Annotated in this window: 26 protein-coding genes; 16 read left to right on the forward strand and 10 right to left on the reverse strand. The window is 62.1% G+C overall.

What is annotated here, in order from left to right; genetic code table 11:
- Window positions 1–81: 81 nt before the first annotated feature.
- Complete coding sequence (locus ABWI03_RS21240; protein ID WP_298774510.1) at window positions 82–1,107, forward strand: Lrp/AsnC family transcriptional regulator; 1,026 nt, start codon at window positions 82–84, stop codon at window positions 1,105–1,107.
- Window positions 1,108–1,110: 3 nt separating this feature from the next.
- Here ABWI03_RS21240 and ABWI03_RS21245 read toward each other — a convergent pair whose 3' ends face one another.
- Together ABWI03_RS21245 and ABWI03_RS21250 are read right to left on the reverse strand one after the other, a co-directional pair.
- Window positions 1,111–1,830 carry a TMEM165/GDT1 family protein gene (locus ABWI03_RS21245; RefSeq protein WP_124566883.1) on the reverse strand — a complete coding sequence of 240 codons (720 nt, stop codon included), beginning with the start codon at window positions 1,828–1,830 and terminating at the stop codon, window positions 1,111–1,113.
- Window positions 1,831–2,124: 294 nt separating this feature from the next.
- Window positions 2,125–2,652, reverse strand: coding sequence for a hypothetical protein (locus ABWI03_RS21250; RefSeq protein ID WP_003944138.1), 528 nt, complete (start codon window positions 2,650–2,652; stop codon window positions 2,125–2,127).
- A 165-nt stretch (window positions 2,653–2,817) separates the two neighbouring features.
- On the opposite strand from ABWI03_RS21250, the gene ABWI03_RS21255 reads away from it, so the two are divergent.
- The 4 genes from ABWI03_RS21255 to ABWI03_RS21270 all read left to right on the forward strand — a co-directional run bounded on the left by ABWI03_RS21255 (window position 2,818) and on the right by ABWI03_RS21270 (window position 7,427).
- Window positions 2,818–4,167: a DUF1254 domain-containing protein gene (locus ABWI03_RS21255; protein ID WP_235171007.1), complete on the forward strand. Its 1,350-nt coding sequence runs from the start codon at window positions 2,818–2,820 to the stop codon at window positions 4,165–4,167.
- Window positions 4,168–4,323: 156 nt separating this feature from the next.
- On the forward strand, window positions 4,324–4,896 hold the full coding sequence (locus ABWI03_RS21260; protein ID WP_095969444.1) for an HdeD family acid-resistance protein: 573 nt from the start codon (window positions 4,324–4,326) through the stop codon (window positions 4,894–4,896).
- Entirely contained in the window at window positions 4,886–6,034 is a 1,149-nt protein-coding gene (locus ABWI03_RS21265; protein ID WP_095969445.1) for an AI-2E family transporter, read from the forward strand. The genes ABWI03_RS21260 and ABWI03_RS21265 overlap by 11 nt, the downstream gene beginning before the upstream one ends.
- 43 nt (window positions 6,035–6,077) lie before the next feature.
- On the forward strand, window positions 6,078–7,427 hold the full coding sequence (locus ABWI03_RS21270) for a YhgE/Pip domain-containing protein (protein WP_235171009.1): 1,350 nt from the start codon (window positions 6,078–6,080) through the stop codon (window positions 7,425–7,427).
- On the opposite strand, the gene ABWI03_RS21275 is transcribed toward ABWI03_RS21270, so the two are convergent.
- Window positions 7,424–8,047: a superoxide dismutase gene (locus tag ABWI03_RS21275; RefSeq protein WP_003944189.1), complete on the reverse strand. Its 624-nt coding sequence runs from the start codon at window positions 8,045–8,047 to the stop codon at window positions 7,424–7,426. The genes ABWI03_RS21270 and ABWI03_RS21275 overlap by 4 nt on opposite strands.
- 260 nt (window positions 8,048–8,307) lie before the next feature.
- On the opposite strand from ABWI03_RS21275, the gene ABWI03_RS21280 reads away from it, so the two are divergent.
- The 3 genes from ABWI03_RS21280 (at window position 8,308) to ABWI03_RS21290 (ending at window position 10,847) form a co-directional block, all read left to right on the forward strand.
- Window positions 8,308–9,486, forward strand: a complete 1,179-nt coding sequence (locus tag ABWI03_RS21280) for an acyltransferase family protein (protein ID WP_166810272.1) — start codon at window positions 8,308–8,310, stop codon at window positions 9,484–9,486.
- Entirely contained in the window at window positions 9,425–10,138 is a 714-nt protein-coding gene (gene msrA, locus ABWI03_RS21285; RefSeq protein WP_298774501.1) for a peptide-methionine (S)-S-oxide reductase MsrA, read from the forward strand. The genes ABWI03_RS21280 and msrA overlap by 62 nt, the downstream gene beginning before the upstream one ends.
- A gap of 112 nt (window positions 10,139–10,250) precedes the next feature.
- On the forward strand, window positions 10,251–10,847 hold the full coding sequence (locus ABWI03_RS21290; RefSeq protein WP_235171010.1) for an Rv1733c family protein: 597 nt from the start codon (window positions 10,251–10,253) through the stop codon (window positions 10,845–10,847).
- 15 nt (window positions 10,848–10,862) lie between these two features.
- Here the strand turns inward: ABWI03_RS21290 and ABWI03_RS21295 are convergent, their stop codons facing one another.
- Complete coding sequence (locus ABWI03_RS21295; RefSeq protein WP_298774495.1) at window positions 10,863–11,792, reverse strand: LLM class F420-dependent oxidoreductase; 930 nt, start codon at window positions 11,790–11,792, stop codon at window positions 10,863–10,865.
- A 21-nt stretch (window positions 11,793–11,813) separates the two neighbouring features.
- Window positions 11,814–13,589 carry a hypothetical protein gene (locus ABWI03_RS21300; RefSeq protein WP_296554438.1) on the reverse strand — a complete coding sequence of 592 codons (1,776 nt, stop codon included), beginning with the start codon at window positions 13,587–13,589 and terminating at the stop codon, window positions 11,814–11,816.
- A 414-nt stretch (window positions 13,590–14,003) separates the two neighbouring features.
- Between ABWI03_RS21300 and ABWI03_RS21305 the strand changes: the two genes are divergently transcribed.
- The 4 genes from ABWI03_RS21305 to ABWI03_RS21320 are packed head-to-tail and all read left to right on the forward strand — an operon-like array spanning window position 14,004 to window position 17,558.
- Window positions 14,004–14,999, forward strand: coding sequence for a DUF4328 domain-containing protein (locus tag ABWI03_RS21305; RefSeq protein WP_298774493.1), 996 nt, complete (start codon window positions 14,004–14,006; stop codon window positions 14,997–14,999).
- Window positions 14,996–15,760: a glycerophosphodiester phosphodiesterase gene (locus ABWI03_RS21310; RefSeq protein ID WP_095969452.1), complete on the forward strand. Its 765-nt coding sequence runs from the start codon at window positions 14,996–14,998 to the stop codon at window positions 15,758–15,760. The genes ABWI03_RS21305 and ABWI03_RS21310 overlap by 4 nt, the downstream gene beginning before the upstream one ends.
- Window positions 15,761–15,771: 11 nt before the next feature.
- Window positions 15,772–16,686, forward strand: coding sequence for a DUF5926 family protein (locus ABWI03_RS21315; RefSeq protein WP_166810267.1), 915 nt, complete (start codon window positions 15,772–15,774; stop codon window positions 16,684–16,686).
- Window positions 16,687–16,739: 53 nt separating this feature from the next.
- A complete protein-coding gene (locus tag ABWI03_RS21320) occupies window positions 16,740–17,558 on the forward strand; it encodes an alpha/beta fold hydrolase (RefSeq protein WP_298774489.1) in 819 nt (272 codons plus the stop codon).
- Here ABWI03_RS21320 and ABWI03_RS21325 read toward each other — a convergent pair.
- Both ABWI03_RS21325 and ABWI03_RS21330 read right to left on the reverse strand, forming a co-directional pair.
- On the reverse strand, window positions 17,555–18,100 hold the full coding sequence (locus ABWI03_RS21325) for a ferritin (RefSeq protein ID WP_024487904.1): 546 nt from the start codon (window positions 18,098–18,100) through the stop codon (window positions 17,555–17,557). The genes ABWI03_RS21320 and ABWI03_RS21325 overlap by 4 nt on opposite strands.
- Window positions 18,101–18,254: 154 nt before the next feature.
- Window positions 18,255–19,181: a cation diffusion facilitator family transporter gene (locus ABWI03_RS21330; protein ID WP_298774487.1), complete on the reverse strand. Its 927-nt coding sequence runs from the start codon at window positions 19,179–19,181 to the stop codon at window positions 18,255–18,257.
- A gap of 179 nt (window positions 19,182–19,360) precedes the next feature.
- Between ABWI03_RS21330 and ABWI03_RS21335 the strand changes: the two genes are divergently transcribed.
- Genes ABWI03_RS21335 through ABWI03_RS21345 form a run of 3 tightly spaced genes read left to right on the forward strand, consistent with a single transcriptional unit; the run spans window position 19,361 to window position 21,316 of the window.
- Window positions 19,361–19,984, forward strand: a complete 624-nt coding sequence (locus tag ABWI03_RS21335; RefSeq protein ID WP_095969456.1) for a M23 family metallopeptidase — start codon at window positions 19,361–19,363, stop codon at window positions 19,982–19,984.
- Between the two features lie 28 nt (window positions 19,985–20,012).
- The gene (locus ABWI03_RS21340; RefSeq protein WP_298774485.1) at window positions 20,013–20,372 is read left to right on the forward strand and encodes a BlaI/MecI/CopY family transcriptional regulator; all 360 of its coding nucleotides are present in this window, start codon (window positions 20,013–20,015) and stop codon (window positions 20,370–20,372) included.
- On the forward strand, window positions 20,369–21,316 hold the full coding sequence (locus ABWI03_RS21345) for a M56 family metallopeptidase (protein ID WP_095969457.1): 948 nt from the start codon (window positions 20,369–20,371) through the stop codon (window positions 21,314–21,316). Before ABWI03_RS21340 ends, ABWI03_RS21345 begins: the two co-directional genes overlap by 4 nt.
- Here ABWI03_RS21345 and ABWI03_RS21350 read toward each other — a convergent pair whose 3' ends face one another.
- Window positions 21,317–21,961 carry a DsbA family protein gene (locus ABWI03_RS21350; protein ID WP_124566873.1) on the reverse strand — a complete coding sequence of 215 codons (645 nt, stop codon included), beginning with the start codon at window positions 21,959–21,961 and terminating at the stop codon, window positions 21,317–21,319.
- Window positions 21,962–22,087: 126 nt separating this feature from the next.
- On the opposite strand from ABWI03_RS21350, the gene ABWI03_RS21355 reads away from it, so the two are divergent.
- Entirely contained in the window at window positions 22,088–23,029 is a 942-nt protein-coding gene (locus ABWI03_RS21355; protein ID WP_298774482.1) for a cytochrome c oxidase assembly protein, read from the forward strand.
- 11 nt (window positions 23,030–23,040) lie between these two features.
- On the opposite strand, the gene ABWI03_RS21360 is transcribed toward ABWI03_RS21355, so the two are convergent.
- Complete coding sequence (locus ABWI03_RS21360; RefSeq protein ID WP_095969459.1) at window positions 23,041–23,589, reverse strand: ferritin; 549 nt, start codon at window positions 23,587–23,589, stop codon at window positions 23,041–23,043.
- Window positions 23,590–23,626: 37 nt separating this feature from the next.
- The gene (locus ABWI03_RS21365) at window positions 23,627–24,097 is read right to left on the reverse strand and encodes a hypothetical protein (protein WP_235171017.1); all 471 of its coding nucleotides are present in this window, start codon (window positions 24,095–24,097) and stop codon (window positions 23,627–23,629) included.
- Between the last annotated feature and the right edge of the window lie 97 nt (window positions 24,098–24,194).

Below are 24,194 nucleotides of genomic sequence, written 5' to 3' on the forward strand. Positions count from 1 at the left end.
ACCTGTGAAGTGATTCACATATCTTTGGCAAATGCGCAGTGATCAACAGTCAGAATGCAGCAATCCGGCAATACTGGACCGATGAAGCCGGAATCCGACACATTTGTGATCGCGGAATCTGACCTGGAGATCGTCAATGCACTTCAGCTCAACCCCCGCGCGTCGTGGACCGAGCTGGCGTCGGTACTCGACATGGATTCGACGACGATCGCCCGGCGGTGGCGTCGTCTCGTCGCCGACGGCCATGCCTGGGTGAACGCGGTTGCCATCGGGCGAGCCCACATCTTCGGCTATCTGATGATCAGTGCCACCCAGGACTCGGTTGCCGAGGTGGGGGAGCGGTTACGTCAACTGTCCTGTGCCTATCTGTTGGCCAGGACGGAAGGCGAATTCGAGTACTTCGTCGGTGTGGTGGCCGCCGATCAGAAGAGTTTGGACGCTTTGGTGTGTGAGCACCTTGCTGCTGATCCTGGAATTCTGTCGATCAGAAGCCGGGTCGGGGTGAAGGTGTACCGAGACGGCTTCAGTTGGGAGCCGGGGGCTCTGGGGCAAGCCGGTCGCGCTCAGCTGGCACCGGCATCGACAAAGGCGGCGGAGGCACCGGCAGTGTTCCGCCAGTCCGACGGTGCCCTGTTGGATGCGCTCGGCCGCGACGGACGTGCCAGCTATGCGCGCCTGGCCGCGATCTGTGAAACGAACGAGACCGCGATACGACGGCGCCTGGCGCAACTGACCGCGTCGCACCAGTTGATTTTTCGCTGCGATGTCTCCCAACAGGCCGTCGGCTCACCGTTCGAAGTGATCTTCGACGTCGCTGTGGACGGCTCCACCGACGAACTCGGCCAACTCGTGTCGAGTTGGCCGGAGACCCGGCTGTTGGTGGCGACCACCGGAACAGCCAACATGTTGATCAGCGTGTGGCTGAGCAGCCTCGCACAGAGTCTTGTCCTCGAGGATCGGCTACGTCGAATCGGTAATGTGCGGATCCTCGATCGACGTGTCTCGCTGTACCCGATGAAACGGTTCGGGCAGCTGCTCGGACCGAGCGGGGTGGCAGAAGGTCATGTGCCGGTCGCGATTTGGGGTGCCGGCGACATGCTTCGTTGAGTCTCAGTCGATCGGGGTCCGGTTGTCGTCGACGAGGTGCGTATCGGTATCGGTATCGGTCGCACGGGAGCGCTTCCAGATCATCCGAGCCAGTGCACCCACCACGGACACGGCCAGGACAACGCCACCGCCGACGATGCCGGCCGACGAGTCCGGGAAGATGCCCTCGAGCAGAAGCCAGACACCGAAGACGAAGAACAGCACCGCGGCGCCGATCTTGATGAATCCATCCGGAAGGTGCTTGCCCAGCACCGAGCCGACGATGATGGCGAGAGCGTCGGCCGCCACCATGCCTACCGTCGACCCGATCCAGACGCCGATCCAGTCGTTGTCGGTCGCAAGGGTGATGGTGGCAAGCATGGTCTTGTCGCCGAGTTCTGCCAGGAAGAAGGCCGAGGCGACGGCAATGAAGGCGGATCGCGTGACGCGACCGGCCTTGCTTTGCTCGTCGTCGGTGAGATCGTCACCGCGTAGGGTCCAGAGGCCGAAGATCAGGAACGCGATACCGCCGACGATGGAGATTGCCGCAGTCGGAAGCGCGACGCCCAGGTAGTGGCCCACGGCGACCGAAACCAGGTGAACAAGAGTGGTGGCGACGGTGATACCGCCGAGAACAACCCACCAGCGATAGCGCAAGGCAAACGTCATTGCCATCAGTTGCGACTTGTCGCCGAGTTCCGCGACGAAGATGACGCCGAAACTCAAAAGTATTGCGGCAAGCAAGATTAACTCCTCCGGTCGGTGTGGGTCGGAGGAAAAATGCGAGCCTCCGGCCTGGGCAGGCGCAGTGGGTGCGCTTGTCCGGCCGAAGGTCTCGCCCACCGAGGCCTCAGGACCTTCGGTTCGCCAGGCCGGGTGCTTCGCGATCCGCACATGACGGAGCGCGTCGAACCAGTATGTCGACACAGGCGATTGGGGGCTACTCCCCTTCGTTGCCACTTACGTTAGCGCGGTCGAAGCGAATTGGCAAAGCGCACAGCAAGTTTGGGAGTCCGAACTTATCGCTTACCGAGACCGTCACGAAGCGAGGAGCATGGCCAAAACAGCGGTGTCGGGATCGCTGATCGGATCGATGCCGACGCGACTGATCATGGAGACGACAGTGCCGTCCGGCTCTGCTTCGACCCACGCCGCCCGATGCTCCAAACCCAGGTAGGGAAGGCCGGGAAGTAGTACACATCCCGATGCGCTGCCCTCGCATTCCGGCAGGCTGGGCGTAGTTTCCGACGGTGGGTGCAGCATGATCAGTGCCGGTGGCTGATGATCGGAGAAGCGTCCGGGCGTCAGGGCGAAATCGCCCAGCACCGGCCCCTCGGCAACCACCAGACCCACGGTGCCCGGCTGCGGGTCCTCGGGAACGTCCTCGCGAACCCCGAAGACCGTCGTCGTCGGCAACAAACCCGGCATCGAGGCCACTCGGACAGCCAATGCGAGAAGCTGCGCCCACTCCTGAGTTGTGTCCGGCCAACGACCGGAAATGACGAACCCCTGCAACGATCCGGCTGCCTGGAACGGAGAAATGCCTATTGCTTCGTTTCTGTTCATTTCTGTTCCTCCCTCGGTGCTGGGGCAAATCTCGGGCAGACGCGCATGCGTCGGTCCGGCACACCTCGTTGGGTAATCGAAATATGCACCCATTCGGTACTGGCACACAAGACAGGGAGAGTGCCAGCCAGGTTTGCGCTGGTGAGGGCGGTGGTATGCGCAGGCATGACTCTGTCGAAGAACCGTTCTCGGCTGGAAGACCTGGCGACGCAGGCGTGGATCTTCGGATATCCACTGTTGATTGCGGCAGTATCGCGGGATGTCATGACGGCGGTGCCTTCGCCGGTGGCGATGAAAGCCCCGCTCAACCAGTTCGCTTACGCGCGAACGACGCCGGACGCGTCCTTCACCGATGTCGTCTCACCCAATGCGGACACTCTCTATTCGTCGGGCTGGTTGGACGTGTCGACGGAACCGCAGGTGCTCTCACTGCCGGACTTCGGCACGCGGTACTGGCTTGTACCCATCCTCGACGCGTGGAGCGACGTGTTCACGGTGCCGGGATCTCGGACGGTGGGGCGGACCGGAGGACCGTATCTGGTAGCCGGGCCGGATTGGAAAGGCAACGTGCCCAAGGGTTTGACGCTGCTGCGTTCTCCGACGGCGATGAACTGGATAGTCGCTCGCTACGCGACCTCAGGGGGAACGGATCTGGCAGAAGTGCACAGCTTGCAGGACCGGACGCGACTTACTCCTCTGTCGGAGTGGACGGGTGACCCACAGGACTACACGCCCGGGGAAGTGCCGGTGAACCCTGCCGTCGACACGCGCACACCGCCGGTGGACCAGGTGGCCGCAATGGACGGCGAGGCCTTCTTCACCACTCTCGATGCACTTCTCGACGACAATCCTCCGCGTCCGGAGGACACCGAGATGATGAAACAGCTGTCCGACATAGGAATCGGCTCCTCGTTGCCCTGGAAGTCGCGTCCGCAAGAGGTGCGTGATGCGCTCGACCGAGCGGCGCGAACCGGAATGGACGTGCTCAGCGAGATCGCCAAAGAGGCCGAGGGCAGTCCGAAGAACGGGTGGACGATGCACCGCGGCTTGGGGCATTACGGAACTCATTACGCTCAGCGTGCTCTGATCGTCTGGCTCGGTTTCGGGGCCAACCTCGACGCTGATGCCGTGTACCCGCACGCCACCACGGACGTCGACGGGAAGCCGCTGACCGGCACGAAGAAGTACGTACTGCATTTCGAGAAGGACGAGCTGCCGCCGGTCGAGGGATTCTGGTCGCTCACCATGATGAACGAGCGACAGTTCTTCGTGGACAACCCGATCGACCGATACGCCATCGGCGATCGAAGCGATCTGGTGTTTGCCGACGACGGTTCCCTGGACATCTACCTCCAGCACGAATCACCTGGTGGCGAGAAGGAGCGGAACTGGCTGCCGGCCCCGTCCGGTGACTTCAACGTTTTTCTGCGCCTGTACTGGCCGAAGGCTGCAGTCCTCTCGGGATCGTGGACCGCGCCCGGTATTCGGGAAGCAAATATCCGGGAAGCAGGCTGAAGGTCCTCTCGCTTCGTACCCGAAGAGCACAACTCGGTATCAGCCGCGCGTTTCGACGGGCGGAAAGGTCACGCTCGCCCTACGATCTGTCGGTATTGCCCTGTTTGAAGAGCTGTTGAATCGGTCAGAGACACCCGCTTGCTTCGGAGGCTACTGATGGTCACGCAGAACCCGTTCGTGCAGTACGGCAAAGAGATCTGGTGGATGATCCTGATCCGCGGAATCTTCGGCGTGATCTTCGGAATCATCGCGCTCGTGTGGCCGGGAATCACCGTGGTGGCCTTGGTTTTCCTGTTCGGCATCTACTCCGTTGCCGACGGCTTGATCACGATCGTTCGGGCCATCAGGGACCGTGAACACCTGAGTTCGTGGGGATGGTGGGTATTCACCGGCGTCGTTTCGGTGGGCGCCGGTATCGTCGCGCTGGTCTGGCCCGGCATCACTGCGCTGGTCCTGCTGTACATAATTGCCTTCTACGCCATCATGTTCGGAATCTTCGGAATTGTCGGCGCCTTCAAGATGAAGGCGCTGCCCGGATCCAGTTGGGGTTGGTTGCTCGCCGCATCGGTGCTCGCGGTCATTTTCGGCATCATTCTCCTCATCGCGCCAGGCGAGGGCATCATCAGCCTCATCTGGTTGTTGGGTTGGTACGCAATCTTGTTCGGCCTCTTCATGATCGTGGGTGCATTCCAGATCAGGAGCCGGGCAAAGGAAGCCGGTGTTCTCTAAGAAGGGAAAGCCGGCCGTCGCGGCTCCCGCTCCGATCCCCACGCTGTCCGGCAGTGAGAACTGGTCGATCCCTCGTGGTTTGATCGTCCTCCTGGGGCTCGCGGCCACCGTGGTCACCGTCGGCGGAATGAAGGTGTTCGGTGGCATCCTCGGGCCGGTGTTCCTTGCGCTGGTGCTGACGATTGCCGTTCAGCCCATTCAGGATTGGTCGCAGCGACGTGGGTGGCCCAAATGGGTTGGAATGCTCGGCTCACTGGTCACCGTGTACCTGATTCTGCTCGGGTTGGCGGCGTCGTTGATCGTGTCGACAGCCCAGTTGGCGACGATCCTGCCGCAGTACTCCGAGGAGATGACCAATCTCCTCAACGAGGGCCGCGACAAGTTGGCCGACTTCGGAGTGAGCACGGAACAGATTCAAAGCACGCTCAGCAGTATCGATCTCACGAAGGTGGTGGGCGTACTCGAAAGCGGACTGGAGGGCCTGCTCGGCATTCTGTCGGATCTGGTGTTCATCCTCGCGCTGTTGCTGTTCATGGCCTTCGACGGCATGAGCATCCGCTCGCGTTTGCACGTGCTGTCCGAGCAACGTCCCGAAATCTCCTACGCGCTCTCCACCTTTGCCGCCGGAACCCGCAAGTACCTGGTTGTCTCGACGGTATTCGGCCTCATCGTTGCGGTACTCGACGGTGGCGCGCTGTGGCTCATGGGCATTCAGCTACCCGTTCTGTGGGCATTGCTGTCCTTCATCACCAACTACATCCCCAACATCGGGTTCGTCATCGGTGTGATTCCGCCGGCGCTACTGGGGCTCCTTCAGGGCGGGCCGTGGCTGATGCTGTGGGTGATCGTCGTCTACTCCGTCATCAACTTCGTCATCCAGTCCATCATTCAGCCCAAGTTCGTCGGTGACGCCGTCGGGCTGTCGGTGACGATGACGTTCCTCTCACTTGTCTTCTGGTCGTGGGTTCTCGGGGCGCTCGGAGCGCTGCTGGCGATCCCGCTGTCGTTGTTGGTGAAGGCCGTCCTGCTCGACATCGACCCGGCCACACGCTGGGCGGACATTTTGATCAGTGGGCCTCGGGACATGCCGAAGGAGGAACCCGAGGAGCCCGAAAAGCCGGCAACGCCCGCACACTAGGGCTCTCAGTGTTTCTACAAGTTGTTGCTTTATCGTCTCGCCCATGAGCGCCGAGAACACCACCGAAAACTCCCACCGCCGGCCGTCACGCCTCGGTCGACGGCTGGCGGTGGGCGGTGTGGCCGCGATCGTCGCGGCTGCGGTGGCGGGGATCGGGTTCGTGATCTTCGCGGGCGGTGCCGACACCTCGAACACCGTCGCGATCGTGAACGCCGACGCCGGAACCACTCTCGACGGCAAGGAACTTCGGGCGGGCGAGACGCTGGTGGACACCCTGGGCAAGAACGAAGACTTCGACTTCCAGGTGGTCGACAACCCCGGCGGCAACTACTTCGCGACGTTGACGGTGCCGGAAGACTTCAGCGAAACCGTCGCGTCGATGTTCGGCATGGATCCACGGCAGGCGAGCGTCGACCTCGAGGTGAAGGGCTCGGATTCGGAGAAGTCGGCCGAGTTGACTCGGGCCGTATCGGCGCAGGTCGGCGCGGACGGCATCAAGGGGCTGCTGGCTCAGACGTCGGCGGCCCGACGCTCGATCGATCAAAACCTCACCACCGCACAGATTCTGGTCGCCGGAACCAACGAGGCCGGAAAGTCCATCGATCAGGTGAAAGCAGGCGCAGGCACTCTGCTGCCGTACCTCGAGACCGCACGGTCTGGGGCGTTGGAGCTGATGAGCGTCGCGGATCAGGTGTCCGGCGTTGTCGATCAGGCGTCGGGATCGGCGGAAGAGCTGGCCACGCGCGCGGACTCACTGGGCCTGACGCTGGGGGAGGCGTCGTCGCAAACCGCGGAACTGAAGACACGAATCGACACGCTGCAGACTGCGCTGAACGGCCTTCCGATCCCGCCTGACGTGACAGCGCAACTGGCCGGTGTGAGTTCGGATCTCGGTGCGCTGAATGCGCAATTGGGCACCGTTCCGGCGCTGTTGGGTGGCTCCGTCGGACCCGATACGGAGCTCGGTGATCTAGTCCGCACCGCTGTCGGGCAGCTGCAAGGCGCGAGCGATCAACTGAGCAGTGCTGCCGGACAGTTGAACGACGGCCTCATCCCGATCGCCGATCAGGCGCCGCAGATGCTCGGTGACGTGACCGATCAGATCACCCAGGGATTCACGACGCTGCAAGGGATCGCCAAGTCATTGGTCACGGGCCTCGACGGGGCGAAATCCGGTATTCCCGCGATGACTACTCCGCAGCAGGTTCAGCTGACCTCGGTGCTGTCGGATCCGGTGGCTGTGAATCAGACCAGCGCGAGCAGCGGTGACTCCGGAACTCGCACACTGGCATTGGTCTTCGGAGCGACGACGGTTCTGCTCGGTGGTGCTCTGCTGACACGAACGGCGGCGCCCCTGGTGAGGCGCCGCCGTTCGCAAGAAGAACGTGACTAGACGATCAGACCTGCGGTCTGGGTACGTGCACGGTCGAAGCGAGCCGAAACGTCGTTCCAGTTGACGATGTTCCAGAATGCCTTGACGTAGTCGCCCTTGACGTTCTGGTAATCGAGGTAGAAAGCGTGCTCCCACATGTCGAGGAGCAGCAGCGGCGTGAGGCCGATGGAGATGTTGCCCTGCTGATCGTAGAGCTGGACGATGATCAGACGCTGTCCGATCGAGTCCCACGCGAGGATGGACCAGCCGGAGCCCTGGATGGCGTTGGCGTTCGCGGAGAAGTGAGCGCGGAAGAGATCGAACGAACCGAAGTTGTCGTCGATCGCTGCGGCGAGTTCGCCTTCGGGCTTGTCGCCACCGTCAGCGCTGAGGTTGTTCCAGAAAACGGTGTGGTTGGTGTGGCCACCGAGGTGGAACGCCAGGTTCTTCTCGAGCAGGTTGGCCTGCGCTGCGATGGTGTCGTTCTCACGAGCCTCGGCCAGCTTCTCGAGTGCAGCGTTGGCACCGGCAACGTAAGCCGCGTGGTGCTTGTCGTGATGCAGCTCCATGATCTTGCCCGAGATGTGCGGCTCGAGGGCTGCGTAGTCGTAGGGGAGTTCCGGCAGCGTGTAAACAGACACGAGGGTCCCTTCTTTGCGGGCTGGTGAGCCCTGGTGCTTTAGAGTGCGTCGATCACCGGTCACGGCGTGACGTCACTCGCGTATGTGCAAATCATTCTTCGGGTTTCCACCCAATAACATTCGTACACCGTCCGCAACAGTCCGGCTCAGGTAGTAATCACCAAAGAATAAAGTTCGGGAAACCGAACTCAGTCCGATCTAAGGGTAAGCTAATATGCGCAAATTCGTCGTAAAGGTGAACGGAACCTTAAACTTGCGCGATGCCCGCACCAGTTTTCCTCCCGGAATCACCAGAGGCGGCCGCGCCTCGGGTGAATCTTCCGGGCGCTGACCTGCTGCGAGCCCTGGCGGTTGCCGCCGTGATCTACTCCCACATCTCTTTCTACGTCATCGACGATCTCGGCTCGGGTTGGTGGGTGATCGACGTCGTCTACGGCGTTTTGATCGAGCCGGCCGAACTCAACCAACATCTCTCTTTTGTCGGCGTCGCGGTATTCATGATGCTCACAGGTGCTCTGGTGACGCGGTCCGCGATTCGCGACGGTCCCGGAAAGTTCTTGACCAACCGATTCAGTCGACTGCTGCCCGCATTCTGGGTGGCAACCGCGATTGCCATTCTTCTGGTCCGACTCGGAATCAACGGAATGTTCAGCGGTCAGGAAGGTATTTCCGATACCGAAGCGTTGATGAGCTTTTTTCTCGGCGGATTCTTTCTCAAGCCCGAGGTGGCAGTTCTCGGAGTGACCTGGACTCTCACCGTCCAATTCCTCTTCTATCTCGCTTGCGTCGCGGCTCGACCGATACTGCGCCTGCGCCCGATCGTCATGCCGCTCGCCGGTGGTGCGCTCTGCTCACTGGTTCTGCTCTACAACGTCTACGCGCCGTTGCCGTACACCGTGCCGATGCTGTCCAAGATCGCCGCGACGCTGCCTGCCGTCTTCCTCGGCCAGATCATGTACCTCGCATGGGCGAAGCTCGCTCCCGGCCGCTGGCTGATCGTCGCCGTCCTCGTCCAGATGCACGTCATCATCGTGGCGACTCAGTTCCGCGTGTACTGGGCCGGCGAGCACTATCTGTGGACCATCTCGGTAGTCGCCGCAGCGGTTGTCCTCATCGGCCGCTACGACGGCGTCCCGACGCGTTGGCCGGTCGTGACGTGGCTCTCGACGCGCAGTTACGTCATCTATCTCGTGCACACGCTGATCCTGTACCGCGTCGTCGAGAACACTGTTCTATACGTCGGACCGACGCTGGCGTTTGCATTATTCCTTCTGGCCACGGCCGCGGTAGCAGAAATCGGCTACCGGTGGGTGGAACTGCCGGGCGCCCGCGCGATCACGGCGTGGCGAAACAGTCGCTCGCGCGTAGCATCGAAGCATGAGCTGGTACGACGACATTCTGGGACGAGCGTCCGCAAAATCCACGCTGATCGAGCCTGAGGACGCTCTCCCCGGGCGAGAGCAGAAAATGCCGGTACCTACCGCGCACTACGTCAACGGGCATCCGTTGACGCCGCCGTTTCCGGCCGAACTGCAGACCGTCGTCGTCGGCATGGGTTGTTTCTGGGGTGCGGAGAAGGAGTTCTGGCAGCTTCCCGGTGTGTACACGACTGCTGCGGGTTACGCGGGCGGCTTCACTCCCAATCCGACGTACGAAGAGACGTGCTCCGGCCGTACCGGTCACACCGAAGTGGTGCTGGTGGTCTTCGATCCCGCAGTGATCTCGTACGAGCAGATCCTGGCGCACTTCTGGGAGAACCACGATCCGACGCAGGGGATGCGTCAGGGTAACGACCAGGGCTCGCAGTACCGGTCGGCAATCTTCACGACGTCCGCGGAGCAGGAAGAAATCGCTCATGCGTCGGCTGTCGCTTTCGGGGAACGACTTGCCGAAGCCGGATACGGCGCGATCACCACCGAAATCGGTCCGCTGCGCGACTTCTTCTACGCGGAGGATTACCACCAGCAATATCTGGCGAAGAATCCCGGCGGTTACTGCCCGGTGCATGCCACCGGCGTCAGTTGCCCGGTCGGATTGCTCCGTCAGGACCAGGTCCCGGCGCAGACGGACATCCTTCCGCCGAGCGAATAACTGGAACAGGTGTTGGAGGACACATGTGATTCAGCTCGTTAACACTTGCAACTAGATCGAAACAAAGGGAATCTCGATGTAAGAGTGTGTCGTCGAGAGAACTGAGCTCATAATGTCAGGTAGTACGCGAGGAACTGCGTCGCTGCTCCGACGCACCATTCATGTAGGCCACGATCCGATGGTTCGCCGCAGTGATCGGATCGAAGGATTCATGTCCTTCGGTCTGATCATTTTCGCGATTCTTCTGCTGCCTATCGCAGTATGGGCGGGCGCTGCGACGGCCTCGAGCCAGAACGCACTGATCGCCAAACAATCCGCCGAATTGCACAGCATCACGGCGACGACGACCGCAGATTCGACGCAGACCACCGCATCGACAGCCGATTACATTGCGCCGACCACCGAAATGGCCAGCGCGCAGTGGAACTGGAACGGTCAGGTTCACACGGGTGACATCACCGTCGACTCCACGACGCCGGCCGGTACCGAGATCTCTATCTACGTCAACGACAAGGGCGACAAGACCGTAGCGCCGATCACTCAGAGCGCTGCCGACGTCGCAGCCGTGGTGACCGGGGTTTTCACCTGGTTCAGCGTGATGTCCTTGCTGGTCATCGCGTTCATGCTGGTGCGGGTTTTTCTCGACCGGTCCCGCTCGGCCCAGTGGGACCGAGACCTACGCGCGTTCCTCGACGCGAACGCGCTGTAGATCCCGGCCCATTTCTCACTGCAGTTGGGGCATGACCTCGCTTGCGACGAGTTCGAGATGATCCAGGTCGGCGAGATCGAGAGTCTGCAGATACACGCGCTGTGAACCGGCCTCGGCGAAAGTGCCGATCTTGTCGACCAGCTCCGAAGGCGTTCCGGCCAGACCGTTCTCACGTAGCTCGTCCACGTCGCGTCCGATAGCCTCGGCGCGCTTCTTGATCTCCGCCTCGTCGCGGCCACAGCACAGGACGAGAGCGTTGGAGTACACCAATTCGTTCGGATCACGCTCGATGTCGACGCAAGCCTGACGTACCCGCGCAAAGATGTCCTTCGTTTCCTCGAGGGACTTGAACGGGATGTTGAACTCGTTCGCGAACCGAGCGGCGAGCGCCGGAGTCTTCTTCTTGCCCGTGCCACCGATCAGGATCGGCGGACCGTCGACCTGGTGCGGTTTGGGAAGCGCGGGAGAGTTCTTGATCTGCACGTGCTTACCGTCGTAATCGAACGTCTCGCCCACCGGCGTACGCCACAGGCCGGTCACGACGTCGAGAGTTTCCTCGAGCAGTTCGAAGCGATCCTTGAGCGCCGGGAACGGGATGCCGTACGCCTGGTGCTCTTCCTCGTACCAGCCGGCACCGATGCCGAGGTCCACGCGGCCACCACTCATCTGATCGACCTGTGCGACCGAGATGGCCAGCGGACCGGCGTGACGGAACGTAGCCGACGTCACCAGAGTGCCGAGGCGGATGGTGGACGTTTCGCGGGCGATTCCGGCGAGCGTGATCCATGCGTCGGTGGGTCCGGGAAGGCCGTCGGAATTCATGGCGAGATAGTGGTCCGAGCGGAAAAATGCGCCGTAGCCGAGTTTTTCGGCGATCTGGGCAACAGTCAGTAGTTGTTCGTAGGTAGCGCCCTGCTGGGGTTCGGTGAATATACGCAGCTCCATGACTTCTACTCTGCCACTATTTCACTGGGTCGGGACGACGGCACCGACTTGTCCGGCGCCGAAACACAGGGTCAGTCCCGGCGTTGTCGGCGTGATCTTCACGCTGTTTCCGTGGCCGACCAGGCGCACGAATGCCGAGTGCAAACCCTGCGTCACGGGTACGGATACTGCGTCGCCGGCTTCCAACGCAACATCGATCGTTCCGTCGGCGCTCGCGAGGTAATTGAGCTGAACCGTCCATTCCCAGCCGGCCAAGGGACCGTCGAGGGGTAGTTCGGTCGGGCCTTCGGCACGGGTGCCGCAGTTCGGTGTCGTCCCTTCGAGAATCCTTCTCGTCCAGGTCACTTCGGCATCGACGATCTGGCCACTGTCGTCGATGGTGCGCAGAATCGGAGTGCTGGAAGAGAATTCGGGGCGATCAGGCAGCGGCGCGAAAACGTTGCTTGCCAAATTGTTCGGAAAGGCGACGGGAAGGAGCACCTGGATCGCGACGGGTTGCTCGAGCAGTGGAGCATCCTGATTCTGTGACAACGACATTCGCGCATTCGCGAGGTAGTCGCGAGTCGGGTTCTCGCGCCAGATGTCGACGAACGTGACGGTCGAGACGAGCGAACTGACAACGAAGAGCGCCGACAACCCAGCGGCGACTGCGACGGGTATCCGAGACGGACGCCGCCGAGGCGCAGCGAGTATCAGGGCGGCGACGAGGGCGAACACCGTCGCCGAATCCGTGAAGTAACGCAAGGTCTGCGCCAACTCGTAGGTGGTGTCGGCGTCGGATCGGGTAGCGGTCATCGCCACCACGGAGGCCAGGAAGTACAGAGTGGCGGAGGCCCAGATCCAGGCAGCGCCGCGTCGGGCACGCACTGTCATCACGACCGTCGTCAGCAGCAAGGCCCAGGCCGCGACTACCAAGGCCGTCGGTGGATCGGCCCAGGCGGGGCTGGGGATCCACCGCTCCCAGCGCCAGGGGCCGCCGAGAAGAGTGGGAAGCATCCCCAAAGACGTGCCGTGATGCAGCAGTTCGGTGGACATCGAACGGCCGTATCCGGTGATCGGTGATTCGACAGTGGTCAGATACACCGGAATCCAGATCGCGAGCACGGCGGCGCAGGCCGTCCACAGGAGTCGGCACTTCGTGATCGCACTTCGTATCGGCGTTCCTTCACCTTGTGTGCGTAAGTACAGCACCAGGAAAGCGAGTGCCACGAACGGAACGAGCACCGCCTTCTCGAAGAACAGCAAGGAGACGACAAAAACCGCGGTGCCCGAGAACACGTAGCGCACATGCCCGGTGCGGTACAGCTTGATTGCGTCGCCGCATGCCCAGGCCAGCGCGATCTGGAGCGGCAACGCATTGAGCGCGGCTGCCCACCACGAGAACGCCGGAAGCGTCAGCGGGACGAAGAGATACAGCATCAGCGGAATCAACAGCGCCGGTCGCCAACCAAGGACCAACCGAAGAGTGCGCAGAAGCGCCAACGACGCTGCGGCCTGACCGATGACGAGCAGTGCCGCCGACAGCGCCCAGTTGTACGGCGCGACGCGGGTGATCAACCCGGTGAAGAAGAAGGCCGCGGGCATGAAGTGACCGTCGTGGTCGTAGAGCAGGAGTTCGCTCGAGAAGAGAGGGAAGCGTCCTCCGCGGCCCATCAAGATGAGGTCGTCCCAGTAGAAGTAATTGCTCGCGGCAACCCAGGCACGAATGACGAGCTGACATCCGATCAACACGAACGCGAGTTGCGCGACCCGTTTCGGGGTGAACGTCAGAGTTGGCTCGGGCTGTGGAGAAGTCATCGACGGCCATGCTTCCAGGTGTGTCAAAACCGGTCTTCGACAAAAAGGGGATAACGGTCTTTTCTGTCTTTTCGGGAGCAATTTCTGAATGCATTGTGAACTTTGCCGGGATAAATGACGCCGACGCCCAAAAGTTCACTGACCTGCGGTGTCAAATTCATCCTCGAGCCTGTGCATCGTTCGCTAACACCTGTCAGCAAATTCTCAGGGTCTTGCCCGTGACCTGTGGATAAAGCCCGTTTCATTCATCCAGAACTGTGGATGAACCTGTGGAAACTGTGGATAACTCAAGGTTTTAAGTGGCGGAGGTCACATTATTCGAACAATGCAGGTGAACGGGGTGGAGGTTCGATCACAAATCGGGAGTGAATCCATTTGCTGCCGTTACCGATACGGCGTGACAGAATCGAAGTTGTGAGTGTCGTTCAGGTCTGCGCCCGATGCGCCGCGCGCTGGCCCGTCCTCGGCGGCCCAACGCAGTGGTGCCCGCGCTGCAGCGGCGTCCTCCTCATCCCCACCCGCACCGAGATCTACCAACCGCCCAACCGTCGTGGCTTCCGCTGGATCGCGCGTTCCCCGTCCGATCCACGCGGAGTGGGGGACGCACCAGTGCGTCGTAACCTCGCCACGCCGCGATACGACGCCGTCCCGCAGTGGGGACTCCACGACGTCGTCGACACCGCACCGGTGCCGCCCTCGCGTGCGGACCGCATGGCCGACCGAGTCGGGCCGCTGCTGACGCTCGCGACCATCTTCTACGGACTGGCTGTGTTCGCCGAACTGGGCAGATACGCGATCCTGGTGCGTAACCGCACCACGCTGATCCCGCAGTGGCTGCTCACGGTCTCCGACGCTGCCGTCTACTTCACTCAGCTGGGTGGACTGCTGATCTCCGTCTTCGCGGCAATCGCCGCTGTGTGCTGGCTGCTTCGTCGGCGTCGTGAACACTTCGCGGGTGCCCGTGAATCCGATCCGCGCACAGCGTCGGAAGTGGTCGTCGGCTGCGCTGTGCCGATCCTCAACCTGGTGATGCCGGCCGTTTATGTCCTCGAGTTGGTCCGCCGCGATCCGCGCGGAACACTGCTTGTGAAGATCTGGTGGGGCTTTTGGGGATTCAGCGCTCTGTTGCTGGTGGTCAACGCGTACTGGCGATCACGCCCGGGTATTCAGGCAATGGCCGACGGGGTACTGCTGAACGCCTTCATCGCACTGGTCGCTGCCGTCACCGCGGCGTTGACGCTCGTCGTGATTCGCCGGATCGAGCGCAAGAGCTGGCGCGGCGAACCCGAATCGGAAACCCGATGGGTGCCAGTGCCGCGCTCGGTGCTGGAAGAGAAGTCGGTGCTGGAAAAGAAATCGGTGCTGGAAAAGAAATCGGTGCTGGAAGAGAAGGAGACCGCTGCCCTGTGAGTCCAGATCGTCGCGGTCCACTCGTCGTTGCGCACCGAGGTGCGTCGGCTGCGCTGCCCGAGCACACCCTCGCCGCGTACGAGTTGGCTCTGGAGGAGGGCGCCGACGGGCTCGAATGCGACGTCCGGCTCACCCGCGACGGACACCTGGTTTGCGTTCACGATCGCAAGGTCGACCGAACCTCCAGCGGCACGGGGATCGTCAGCGAGATGACGCTCGACTCGCTGAACGCTCTGGACTACGGGTCGACGAGCGAACCGGCCGAACTGCTGACTCTCTCCGACCTCATCACCCTCGCCTTGGATTTCGCGCGCCCGGTGAAGCTGTTCATCGAGACCAAGCACCCCGTGCGGTTCGGCGGCTTGGTCGAAGCAAAACTTCTCGCAGAATTGCACCGCTTCGGGATCGCGTCGCCGCCGTCGGCCGACCACTCTCGCGCTGTCGTCATGTCTTTCTCGGCTACTGCCGTCTGGCGAGTGCGTCGTTCGGCGCCGCTGCTGCCGACGGTCCTGCTCGGTGACGCGTCGCGGTACCTCGGCGGTGGTGCGTCGACGGCTGTCGGCGCCACGGCGATCGGGCCGTCGATCAAGGCGCTGCGTGAACATCCCGATCTGGTCGATCGAGCTGCCGCGGCGGGGCGCGCGACGTACTGCTGGACCGTCGACGACAAGGCGGATGTGGACCTGTGTCGTGAGCTCGGGGTCAGTTGGGTCGCAACCAACCATCCCGGGCGCACGAAGCAATGGCTGGGCAGCGTGTAGATTTTGCCCTCGTGGCCAAGAAGAGCAAAAGAAACAGTGGACCGAAGCAGGGCAGCGCACGCGCAGAGAAGCTGGCGGCACGCCAAGCAGAGCGTGAAGCCGCTGCCGGCGCAGTGAACCGCCCGTTCGAGGGCCTTGCCGCCGAGTGCGATCTGGTCGCGCTGCGCGAATTCGTTCCGTCCGCCACGGCTCCGTTGCCGGTCATCGGCTCCGACCGTCCCGTCACGTTGGCGACGGTCCTCCCCGGCGCTGTTGCCGCACTCGTTCGCGACGAGGGCGAGACGGCCACCGGATTTGTCGGTGTGCAGGTTCAGGCGCACTCTGCCGACCTCGGCGCAGACCTCGCGGCTTCGGTGAACTGGATCAAGGACGCAGCCCCCGGCGACGCGCTTTCTGCCGCGAACCCCGATTCCGAGACACCCGCAGTCACCGCGGTTGTCGATCCCTCGGCTCTGCTCGACATCACGGTGCACCAGGACTTCAACTGGTGGATCCCCGAGGGCGTCGAAACCGATCCCGAGGTTGCCGCCACCGTGCAGCACGCCAACTCGGCGATCATGCCGTCTGCACGCCTCGAAGGTGACGGCCTCGTTGCCGCGTGGTGGGTCGACGCCGGCGAGAAGGCGCACCTGCGTTGGGTTCGCCCCGAGAGCGAAGACGATCTGATGCTCGCGCTGGCGCGCGTGCACGCGACCGGTGGGCTGCACCTGGGTGAGGGCTCGCGCTACGCAGGCTCGTTCCGTACCCACGGCCTGTTGGTCCCGGTCTTCGACCTCGACCGCGAAAAGCATGCAAACGAGTGGGTAGCGGCAACCGTCGAGCTCGGTGAGCGTCTTGCCGAGGCGCTGGCCGTCGACGCTCCGCTGAACTCGGCCGAGTTGCGCTCGCGCGACGGCCTGCGCGGACGCCAGGTCACGCTGCGCTGATTTTTTCGCCAGAACTATAGGCGTTACGCAAAGTTACGGTTAATGTTGGCGGCATGACTTTGTCGCACGACATCTCCGGTAGCGGTCCCACGCTTGTGCTCGTCCATGGCATCGTCCATCGACGGCAGGCGTGGGATTCAATTGTGGACCAACTGACGCCGTACCGACGCGTCGTCACCGTCGACCTGCCGGGTCACGGAGAGTCGCTGCTGCCCGAACTCGGCCCGGATGTCATGGGACAGCTGATCGACGATGTGAGCGAGTTCGTCAAGGAGGTGACTCCGGCGGGGGAGCGCGCCCACGTCGCCGGAAACTCACTCGGCGGATGGATTGCACTCTCGCTGGCAGCGCGCGGTGACGTCGCGTCGGCTACAGCTCTTTCGCCGGCCGGGTTCTTTGTCAATCACCTCGATCAGGTGCGTGCGATCAACACGTTCCGTGCACTGCGCGGCACAGCCAAGCTCATGGGTGATGGTCTGCCACGCGCATTGCGGTACAAGCTGATTCGCTATCCGGCGCTCGCCGCGTTCTTCGCTCATCCGAGTCACGTCGGTTATGCGGCGGCGTTGGCCGACTGCCGTTCGCTCGTGTCCAACGAACTCGTCGATCTCGGTCTCGAGATGGAATTCGTGCTGCCGCCCATCGTGGATCCCACTGTGCCGGTGACGGTTGCGTGGGGTCGACGCGATCTCATTCTGCCCGTGTATCAAGCGCAGCGCGTGAAAAAGCCGTTCCCGCAGGCGAAGTTGATGGTTTTGCCCGGACTGGGACACGTACCGATGACAGATGCCCCCGAGCTGATCAGTTCGATCCTGCTGGCAGGAAGCGAACCGTTCGGCTCGAGGGCGAAATCTGTGAGTGCTGCAGGCTAGATGGTTCCGCCCGCTGCGTTCGGCGCACCAGTGGTGTCACCGACGGTGCTCATCTCGCGGGAAACGAAATCTTCGAGGTCGAACAGGTTGGCGCCTGCGCGGTCCGCGATGGTGAGAAGTGTTGTCATGCTTGCAACTTCCTCGACCTGTTCCTTGAGGAACCACTGCATGAACTGCTCGCCGAGGTAGTCGCCTTCTTCGCGGGCGGTGCTCGCGAGCTGGACGATCTGCTCGGTGACCGTCTTCTCCTGCGTCAGCGCGAGAGCGATGGGCTCACGAGCATCCTTGAAGTCGGCCTTCGCAGCGTCGACGCCGGTGAGTTCGACGTTGATGTCGCGATCGAGGAAATACTGAACGATCATCATGGCGTGGTTACGCTCTTCTACAGCCTGCTTGTAGAAGTGCTTTGCCAGCTGTGGCAGATCAGCATTGTCGAAGTAAACCGCTGTCGCGATGTACTGATGCGAAGCGTTGAACTCGTTGCGAATCTGGTCTCGGAGTAGTGCGTGGAATTTGGTCATGTGAGTCTCCCCAGAAGTCATGAATTCCAAGATAGTGCAGGTCAGGGGCCCTGTCACCCCAGTCTGACCTTATTGTGGTAAGCGTTCCCAAACTAAAGAAGACCTAATTTCTCTTCGAATTCGGTGCGGTTATCCATTGGTGTGAAATCGAATGTTTCATTGAGAAATATCCTTTTCACCAGGCGAGTTCCGCGCATTTACCGTCACTTCCCTGTAGTTCCACCTGGACGGTGGCATGCCCCAGTTCGAAATCCTCGGCCAGCAAGGTTTGGGTGGCCGCGAGCACGGTAGTGGGATCGGCGTCACCGACCGCGGTGACGTGAACGGAAGCAACTTCCATCCCCGAGGTGAGTGTCCAGACGTGCAGATCGTGTGCGTCGAGGACTCCCGGGAGTGCGTTGATCTTCTCGATGATCGAGGTGACGTCGATGCGATCGGGAGCCTGCTGGAGCAAGATACGGACGGCATGGCGGCCCAGGTTGAAGGCACGTGGCAAGACGAAAAGTCCGATGGCGACGCCGATGACGGGGTCGGCGTAGCGCCAACCGAACGCGAGCGTGACCAAGCCGCTGACCAGGACGCCTATGGATCCGACCATGTCTGCCATGACCTCGAGGTAGGCGCCGCGGATGTTGATGCTTTCCTTCGCACCGCTGCGGAGCATCAGGAAGGCGATGACGTTCATCGCCAAACCGACGACGGCGACTATCGCGACGGGCAGGCCGGGGACTTCGGGCGGATCCGAGAAGCGGCTGGCCGCCTCGTAGAGCACCCACCCGGCGACTGCGAAGAGCAGGATCGCATTGGCCAGTGCCGCAAACACTTCCGTGCGATACATGCCGAAAGTGCGGTCGGGGCGCCGAGCCGCACGCTGTGCGACGAGGATTGCGGCGAGCGCCATGAAGATGCCGAAGATGTCGGTGAAAACATGCGCCGAGTCCGAGAGCAGTGCCAGCGACGAGGTGAAGAGGCCGACCGTCACCTGCAGCACGAACGTCACCAACCCGAGGCCGGCGGCGATCCACAGTTTGTTGACATGCTTGCCGCTGTTGCTGGTCGCAGCTTCGGCGGGGGAGATTCCGTGCCCGTGTCCGTGTGACATCGAAGGTCCTTTCGTCGACGTCAGCCTAGACACATATGCATATATGCGCAATAGTGCATGTCTTAAAAACTATGCAACATAGTTGTAAGGTTGCGGCGTAGACCTTCATTTGCCATCGACGCGAGGACCGAGAAGTGGGAAGACATCGAAAATCCGAGCCGATCAGACCCGGCGGGCGCATGGCTGCGGTTTCCGTGGCGACGGGCGCAATCCTCGCGTCTGGCACATCGATCGGGCACGCGTCGCCGCCGCCGGTTGCAGTCGAGGATGCATCTGCGGTGTCGGTGCCGGAGATTCTCGACCTTGTCCGGACGACGGATCTTGCCGGGATAGCCGAACAACTCGGTAAGACGAGACAACTCGAATCCGAGCGGGCGGTGTTCGAGGCCGAAAAGCCACAGGTGATGGCCCCCGTCAGCGGGACGATGACGTCCAACTTCGGTCCACGCTGGGGAACTACCCACTACGGTCTCGACATCGCGAACGCGATCGGTACGCCCATCGTTTCGGCGACCGACGGTGTCGTGCTCGAATCCGGACCCGCCGCGGGGTTCGGGCTCTGGGTCCGCATCCAGCAGGACGACGGGACCGTCGGCGTCTACGGACATATCAACGAGGCGCTCGTGGTCGCCGGTCAGAAGGTGCGGGCGGGTGAACTGATCGCGACCGTCGGCAATCGTGGACAATCGACGGGACCACACCTGCACTACGAGGTGTGGCAATCTGACGGGCAGAAGACTGATCCGCTCGCGTATCTGAATTCCCGGGGCGTGTCGTTCGGGGAGAAGACCGCGGGCGACTGAAGTTCTGTCACGACGCGATGGAGGAGCAATGCAGGGGCTGGGCGGACTCGAAGCCGAGGTCATGGATGTGCTCTGGCAGTCCGACGACGCGCTCTCGGTCAAGGATCTGGTCGAGATCTTGGGTGAGCGCCGACAACTCGCGTACACCACCATCCTGACCGTCGTGACTCATCTCTACGACAAGGGGTGGGTGAGTCGTGAGAAGAAGAGTCGCGCCTACTTCTATCGGCCGAGTCGCAGTCGTGAAGAAGCCACGTCCAGGGCTTTGCGCGAATTGTTGGACAGCAGCTCCGATTCCGCTGCCGTGCTGCTGCACTTCGCCAAGACCATGACGGACGCCGAGAACGAGGCCCTTCGCCGGGGTCTTTCCGGGGAAGGTTCGCAATGACATTGGCGTTGCCGATGCTTCTCGGTGCGGTGTTCGTGGGATTCCTGGTTCCGAGAGTGTTGCGAGCGGTCTCCTCGGCGTTGTCGCCGACAGTGCTTCTCGCGGCGTGGCTCGGCAGTATGGCGTCGGCGCTGTATCTCGCTCTCTCCGCGGTCTTGGTCCTGGTGTGGCCGAGCCACGCGCCGGTCGAGGGTCTGGTCGACGGTATCGCTCTGTGTTTCAGCGCCTTCGCGCACGGCACGAGTGCATGGGTGAGTGAACTGATCACCGGCACAGCCGTTGCTGTGGTGGGTGTGATCGCCGTTCGGATCGTGCTCGCCGGTCGCAAGCAGGCACGTGAGCACGCGCGGGTCCGGGATTTCCATCGTGATGTTCTCTCGATCGTCGCGCGCCGCGACAACTCGGAGTCCGACGTGTTGTGGTTGGATCATCCGCTGCCTATGGCGTACAGCGTCGCCGGAAAGCCGGGATTCGTCGTTGCGACGCAAGGCTTGTCATCCGCTCTTACCGGGGGCGAGCGTGACGCGGTCCTCGCGCACGAGCGTGCGCACCTGAGCGGCGGTCATCACCGAATCGTCGGTGCGTGTGAAGTCTTGGCCGCTGTTCTGCCACGCGTGCCGTTGTTCGCGGCGGCGCCCGCTGCCGTCGGTGCGATCGTGGAACTGTCGGCCGACCGGCACGCTGCCCGCGTCACCAGTCCGGCTGCAGTGCGTTCCGCCCTTGCCGTGGTGTCGAAATCGCCGCTTCCTCAGCCGGACTGGAGTTTGGGCGATCGCGGCGGTGCGACCGCGGTGCGATTGCGTTCCCTCGACAACGGCGAGGTGGCGTCGCCCCGGCGACTGACCTGCGCCGTGGCGGCGTGTGTGCCGGCCGCTGTCACGACGGCCGTTGCCGCAGCCGTGACGGTGGCCGTCTCCGCGGGTATCTGCGCTGTTCTGACCTGATCATTCTCCCAAAGCCGAGTCGATCTGGGCTTTCAGATCTTCGTAGGTCGGCATCTGGTCCAGCTTCACGTCATTCAGAAAGAGGGTCGGCGTGCCCTGGACGCCGAGGCGTCGACCTTCCTCGAAGTCTCGCTCGACCCGCTCGCGGACTCCGCGGCTGCTGAGGTCGGATTCGAATCGGGTCATGTCCAGGCCGAGATCTTGTGCGTAGGAGCGGAACAGCGCCTCCTGCGATTCGGCGGATTCACCCCACTGCGACTGAGTCTCATACATCCGTTGATACATCTCGACGAACTTGCCCTGGCGAGATGCGGATTCGACGACCTGCGCCGCGAGAGTGCTGTTGGTGTGACTCGGAATCGGAAAGTATCTGATGCCGAAGGTGATTCGATCCTCGTACTCGGCTCTGATTCGCTCCATCGTCGGGTACAGCGCGCGGCAGGCTTCGCATTCGAAGTCGAGGAACTCGACAAGATTCACCTTGCCGTCGGCGGCCGAGGTCAACCGGTACGCGTCGTCGGTGAGGACGGCGGTGGATTGTGCCGCCCGATCGGTGCTCTCGTTGTCCGCCCTGATCGGATCGATGGTGATGAACGTGATCAGTGCTACCGCGAACACCGCGATCAGGGCGGCGGATATCTTCATGCTTCTGGACACTGCTGTGCACCTGGACCTTCCGTCGAATTCCTAAATACTATCCAACATAGTAGTTAGGTGTAGAGTCGACGGTACCCGCATGGAGACGAAGGAGGGCCCGCTGGTGAAGCGTTCGTGAATGACACGCCGCCGCCGTCGATCGGGCAGATGCTGGAGTGGGATACTTCGGCCCTCCCGCTTCTTCCTGTGCTGGGAGTTGTTCTTGCACTCTGGTATTGGACCGGGGCTCAGCGAGTTCGCGCGAGTGGGCGACCATGGCCGTGGCATCGGACAGCGTGTTTCCTGGGTGGATGCCTGCTGCTGATCGCGGTAACCGGACTGAAGGTCGAGAGCTACGGCTACGAACTCTTCAGCGTCTGGATGTTCCAACACCTGACGCTCTCGATGGCGATCCCGCCGCTCTGGGTACTGGGCTCGCCGGGACTGCTGCTACTGCGTTCGACGCCGCACCGAGGGATAGGGAGAGGCGTTCTTGCGCTTGCCCTCTCGGCATTGCGTAGCCCGCCGGCGCGGTGGGTGCTGCACCCCGGGTTCACGATCCCGGTATTTCTGTTCAGTTACTACGGGATCTACCTGTCGCCGATCTTCGACACCGTCTCGGCGTTACCGGCCGGACACGTCTCGCTCGAGATCTTCTTTCTCGCCAGCGGTCTGCTCTTCATCATGCCGGTGCTCGCCACCGGCCCACTGCCGGTGCGACAGAGCTACCTCGGCCGGTGTTTCGACCTGTTCGTGGAGATGCCGCTGCACGTGTTCATCGGCGTCGTACTCATGATGGCGACAAAGCCGCTGCTGACCACGTTCGTGGATCCGCCTCCGGAGTGGGGCGTGGACGTGATGCAGGACCAGCAGTTGGCCGGCGCCCTCGCGTGGTCGTACGGTGAGCCCGTCGCGCTGGTGGTGGTCGTGATCTTCGCGATGCGCTGGAACCGCGACGACAAACGGATGAATGCCGCCTTGGACCGTCGCGCCGAGATCGACGGCGACAGTGATCTGGAGGCGTACAACAATTTCCTCAGATCACTGAGCGCCGTCGAGCGGCCAGAGACTCGGTAGCCCGGTGGTCCTCAGACGCCGACGCCACCGGCGGGAGTCGGCGCCATTGCGTCGGCAGCGGCCGGGGTGTTCATCTCGCGTGCGACAAACGTTTCGAGGTGGAAGAGGTTGTCGCCGGCGCGGTCGACGATGGTGAGAAGTGTTGTCATGCTTGCAACTTCCTCGACCTGCTCCTTGAGGAACCACTGCATGAACTGCTCACCCAGGTAGTCGCCGGTATCGCGCGCGGTGCGCGCCAACTGCGTGATCTGCTCGGTGACCGTCTTCTCCTGCTCGAGCGCCAGTTCGACCGGCGCCCGGACACTGTCGAACTTCGTCACGACGTCGTCGATGCCGGGCACGTCCACGTCGAGGTCGTTGTCGAGCAGGTACTGGATCATCATCATCGCGTGACCGCGCTCCTCGGTGGCCTGGCTGTAGAAGCGCGCGGCCATCTGCGGAAGATCGTGAGCATCGAAGTACACCGCTACCGCGATGTACTGCTGTGATGCAGTGAACTCGTTACGGATCTGCTGACGCAGCAGAGTGGTGAATTCGCTCGAGTTCTTCGCCTGTGTCATCCCAACAGGTTACTGGGTCGTCGCCGCTGAGCGGGAGCTACTTCTTGTCGAGCTGATCGATGATGAAGCCGAGAGTTTCCGGTCGGTACCCGTAGACGAACGAGTCCGTTTCGCCGACGTACCAGTCGCCGCACTGGAACGAGCTGCTCTTCTCGACCCCCGCCGGCCACCACTGTGCGGACAGCGACGCCGGACGAGCTTCGACAGTGGGTATCGCTGTGCAGACGTTGTGATCTATCTCTGCGATGTTCGCAGTCATGCGCAGGATACGTTCGTTGCCGGTGGTGCGGATGACCTCGTCGATACCCGTCGCGCCGGGGGGAACCCAACTCGGCAGTGTGTCGATTCCGTTGGATGTCCGTGCAAAAGAGAAGGTTTCGGTCTTCTTGTATGCCTTGGAATCGTCGAACTTGTCGAAGGTTCCGGAGCAGGACGTTGCCAGTAGTGCCGCTCCGGCCGAGGCGGCGATGACGGCGACAGTGCGGAATCGGCGGTGCGCTTTATTCATACCTTCACGGTATTTTTCGGCCGCAGCTTTCGCGTCCTGCCGGAAAGCGATTTGTTCGCTCGGCCCGTCCTCCCGGGGTACTACCGAAACTCAGGGC

The organism is Rhodococcus baikonurensis, from assembly GCF_040489275.1.
Classification (GTDB): Bacteria; Actinomycetota; Actinomycetes; order Mycobacteriales; family Mycobacteriaceae; genus Rhodococcus_F; species Rhodococcus_F baikonurensis.

Coding starts and splice junctions, on each gene's coding strand:
- ABWI03_RS21280 (WP_166810272.1), top strand. CDS start 8,308: ATGCCCGCACCAGTTTTCCTCCCGGAATCACCAGAGGCGGCCGCGCCT.
- ABWI03_RS21255 (WP_235171007.1), top strand. CDS start 2,818: ATGACTCTGTCGAAGAACCGTTCTCGGCTGGAAGACCTGGCGACGCAG.
- ABWI03_RS21325 (WP_024487904.1), bottom strand. CDS start 18,100: ATGACTTCTGGGGAGACTCACATGACCAAATTCCACGCACTACTCCGA.
- ABWI03_RS21300 (WP_296554438.1), bottom strand. CDS start 13,589: ATGACTTCTCCACAGCCCGAGCCAACTCTGACGTTCACCCCGAAACGG.
- ABWI03_RS21350 (WP_124566873.1), bottom strand. CDS start 21,961: ATGAAGATATCCGCCGCCCTGATCGCGGTGTTCGCGGTAGCACTGATC.
- ABWI03_RS21320 (WP_298774489.1), top strand. CDS start 16,740: ATGACTTTGTCGCACGACATCTCCGGTAGCGGTCCCACGCTTGTGCTC.
- ABWI03_RS21290 (WP_235171010.1), top strand. CDS start 10,251: ATGTCAGGTAGTACGCGAGGAACTGCGTCGCTGCTCCGACGCACCATT.
- ABWI03_RS21250 (WP_003944138.1), bottom strand. CDS start 2,652: ATGAACAGAAACGAAGCAATAGGCATTTCTCCGTTCCAGGCAGCCGGA.
- ABWI03_RS21340 (WP_298774485.1), top strand. CDS start 20,013: ATGCAGGGGCTGGGCGGACTCGAAGCCGAGGTCATGGATGTGCTCTGG.
- ABWI03_RS21365 (WP_235171017.1), bottom strand. CDS start 24,097: ATGAATAAAGCGCACCGCCGATTCCGCACTGTCGCCGTCATCGCCGCC.
- msrA (WP_298774501.1), top strand. CDS start 9,425: ATGAGCTGGTACGACGACATTCTGGGACGAGCGTCCGCAAAATCCACG.
- ABWI03_RS21345 (WP_095969457.1), top strand. CDS start 20,369: ATGACATTGGCGTTGCCGATGCTTCTCGGTGCGGTGTTCGTGGGATTC.
- ABWI03_RS21260 (WP_095969444.1), top strand. CDS start 4,324: ATGGTCACGCAGAACCCGTTCGTGCAGTACGGCAAAGAGATCTGGTGG.
- ABWI03_RS21295 (WP_298774495.1), bottom strand. CDS start 11,792: ATGGAGCTGCGTATATTCACCGAACCCCAGCAGGGCGCTACCTACGAA.
- ABWI03_RS21270 (WP_235171009.1), top strand. CDS start 6,078: ATGAGCGCCGAGAACACCACCGAAAACTCCCACCGCCGGCCGTCACGC.
- ABWI03_RS21330 (WP_298774487.1), bottom strand. CDS start 19,181: ATGTCACACGGACACGGGCACGGAATCTCCCCCGCCGAAGCTGCGACC.
- ABWI03_RS21360 (WP_095969459.1), bottom strand. CDS start 23,589: ATGACACAGGCGAAGAACTCGAGCGAATTCACCACTCTGCTGCGTCAG.
- ABWI03_RS21240 (WP_298774510.1), top strand. CDS start 82: ATGAAGCCGGAATCCGACACATTTGTGATCGCGGAATCTGACCTGGAG.
- ABWI03_RS21335 (WP_095969456.1), top strand. CDS start 19,361: ATGGCTGCGGTTTCCGTGGCGACGGGCGCAATCCTCGCGTCTGGCACA.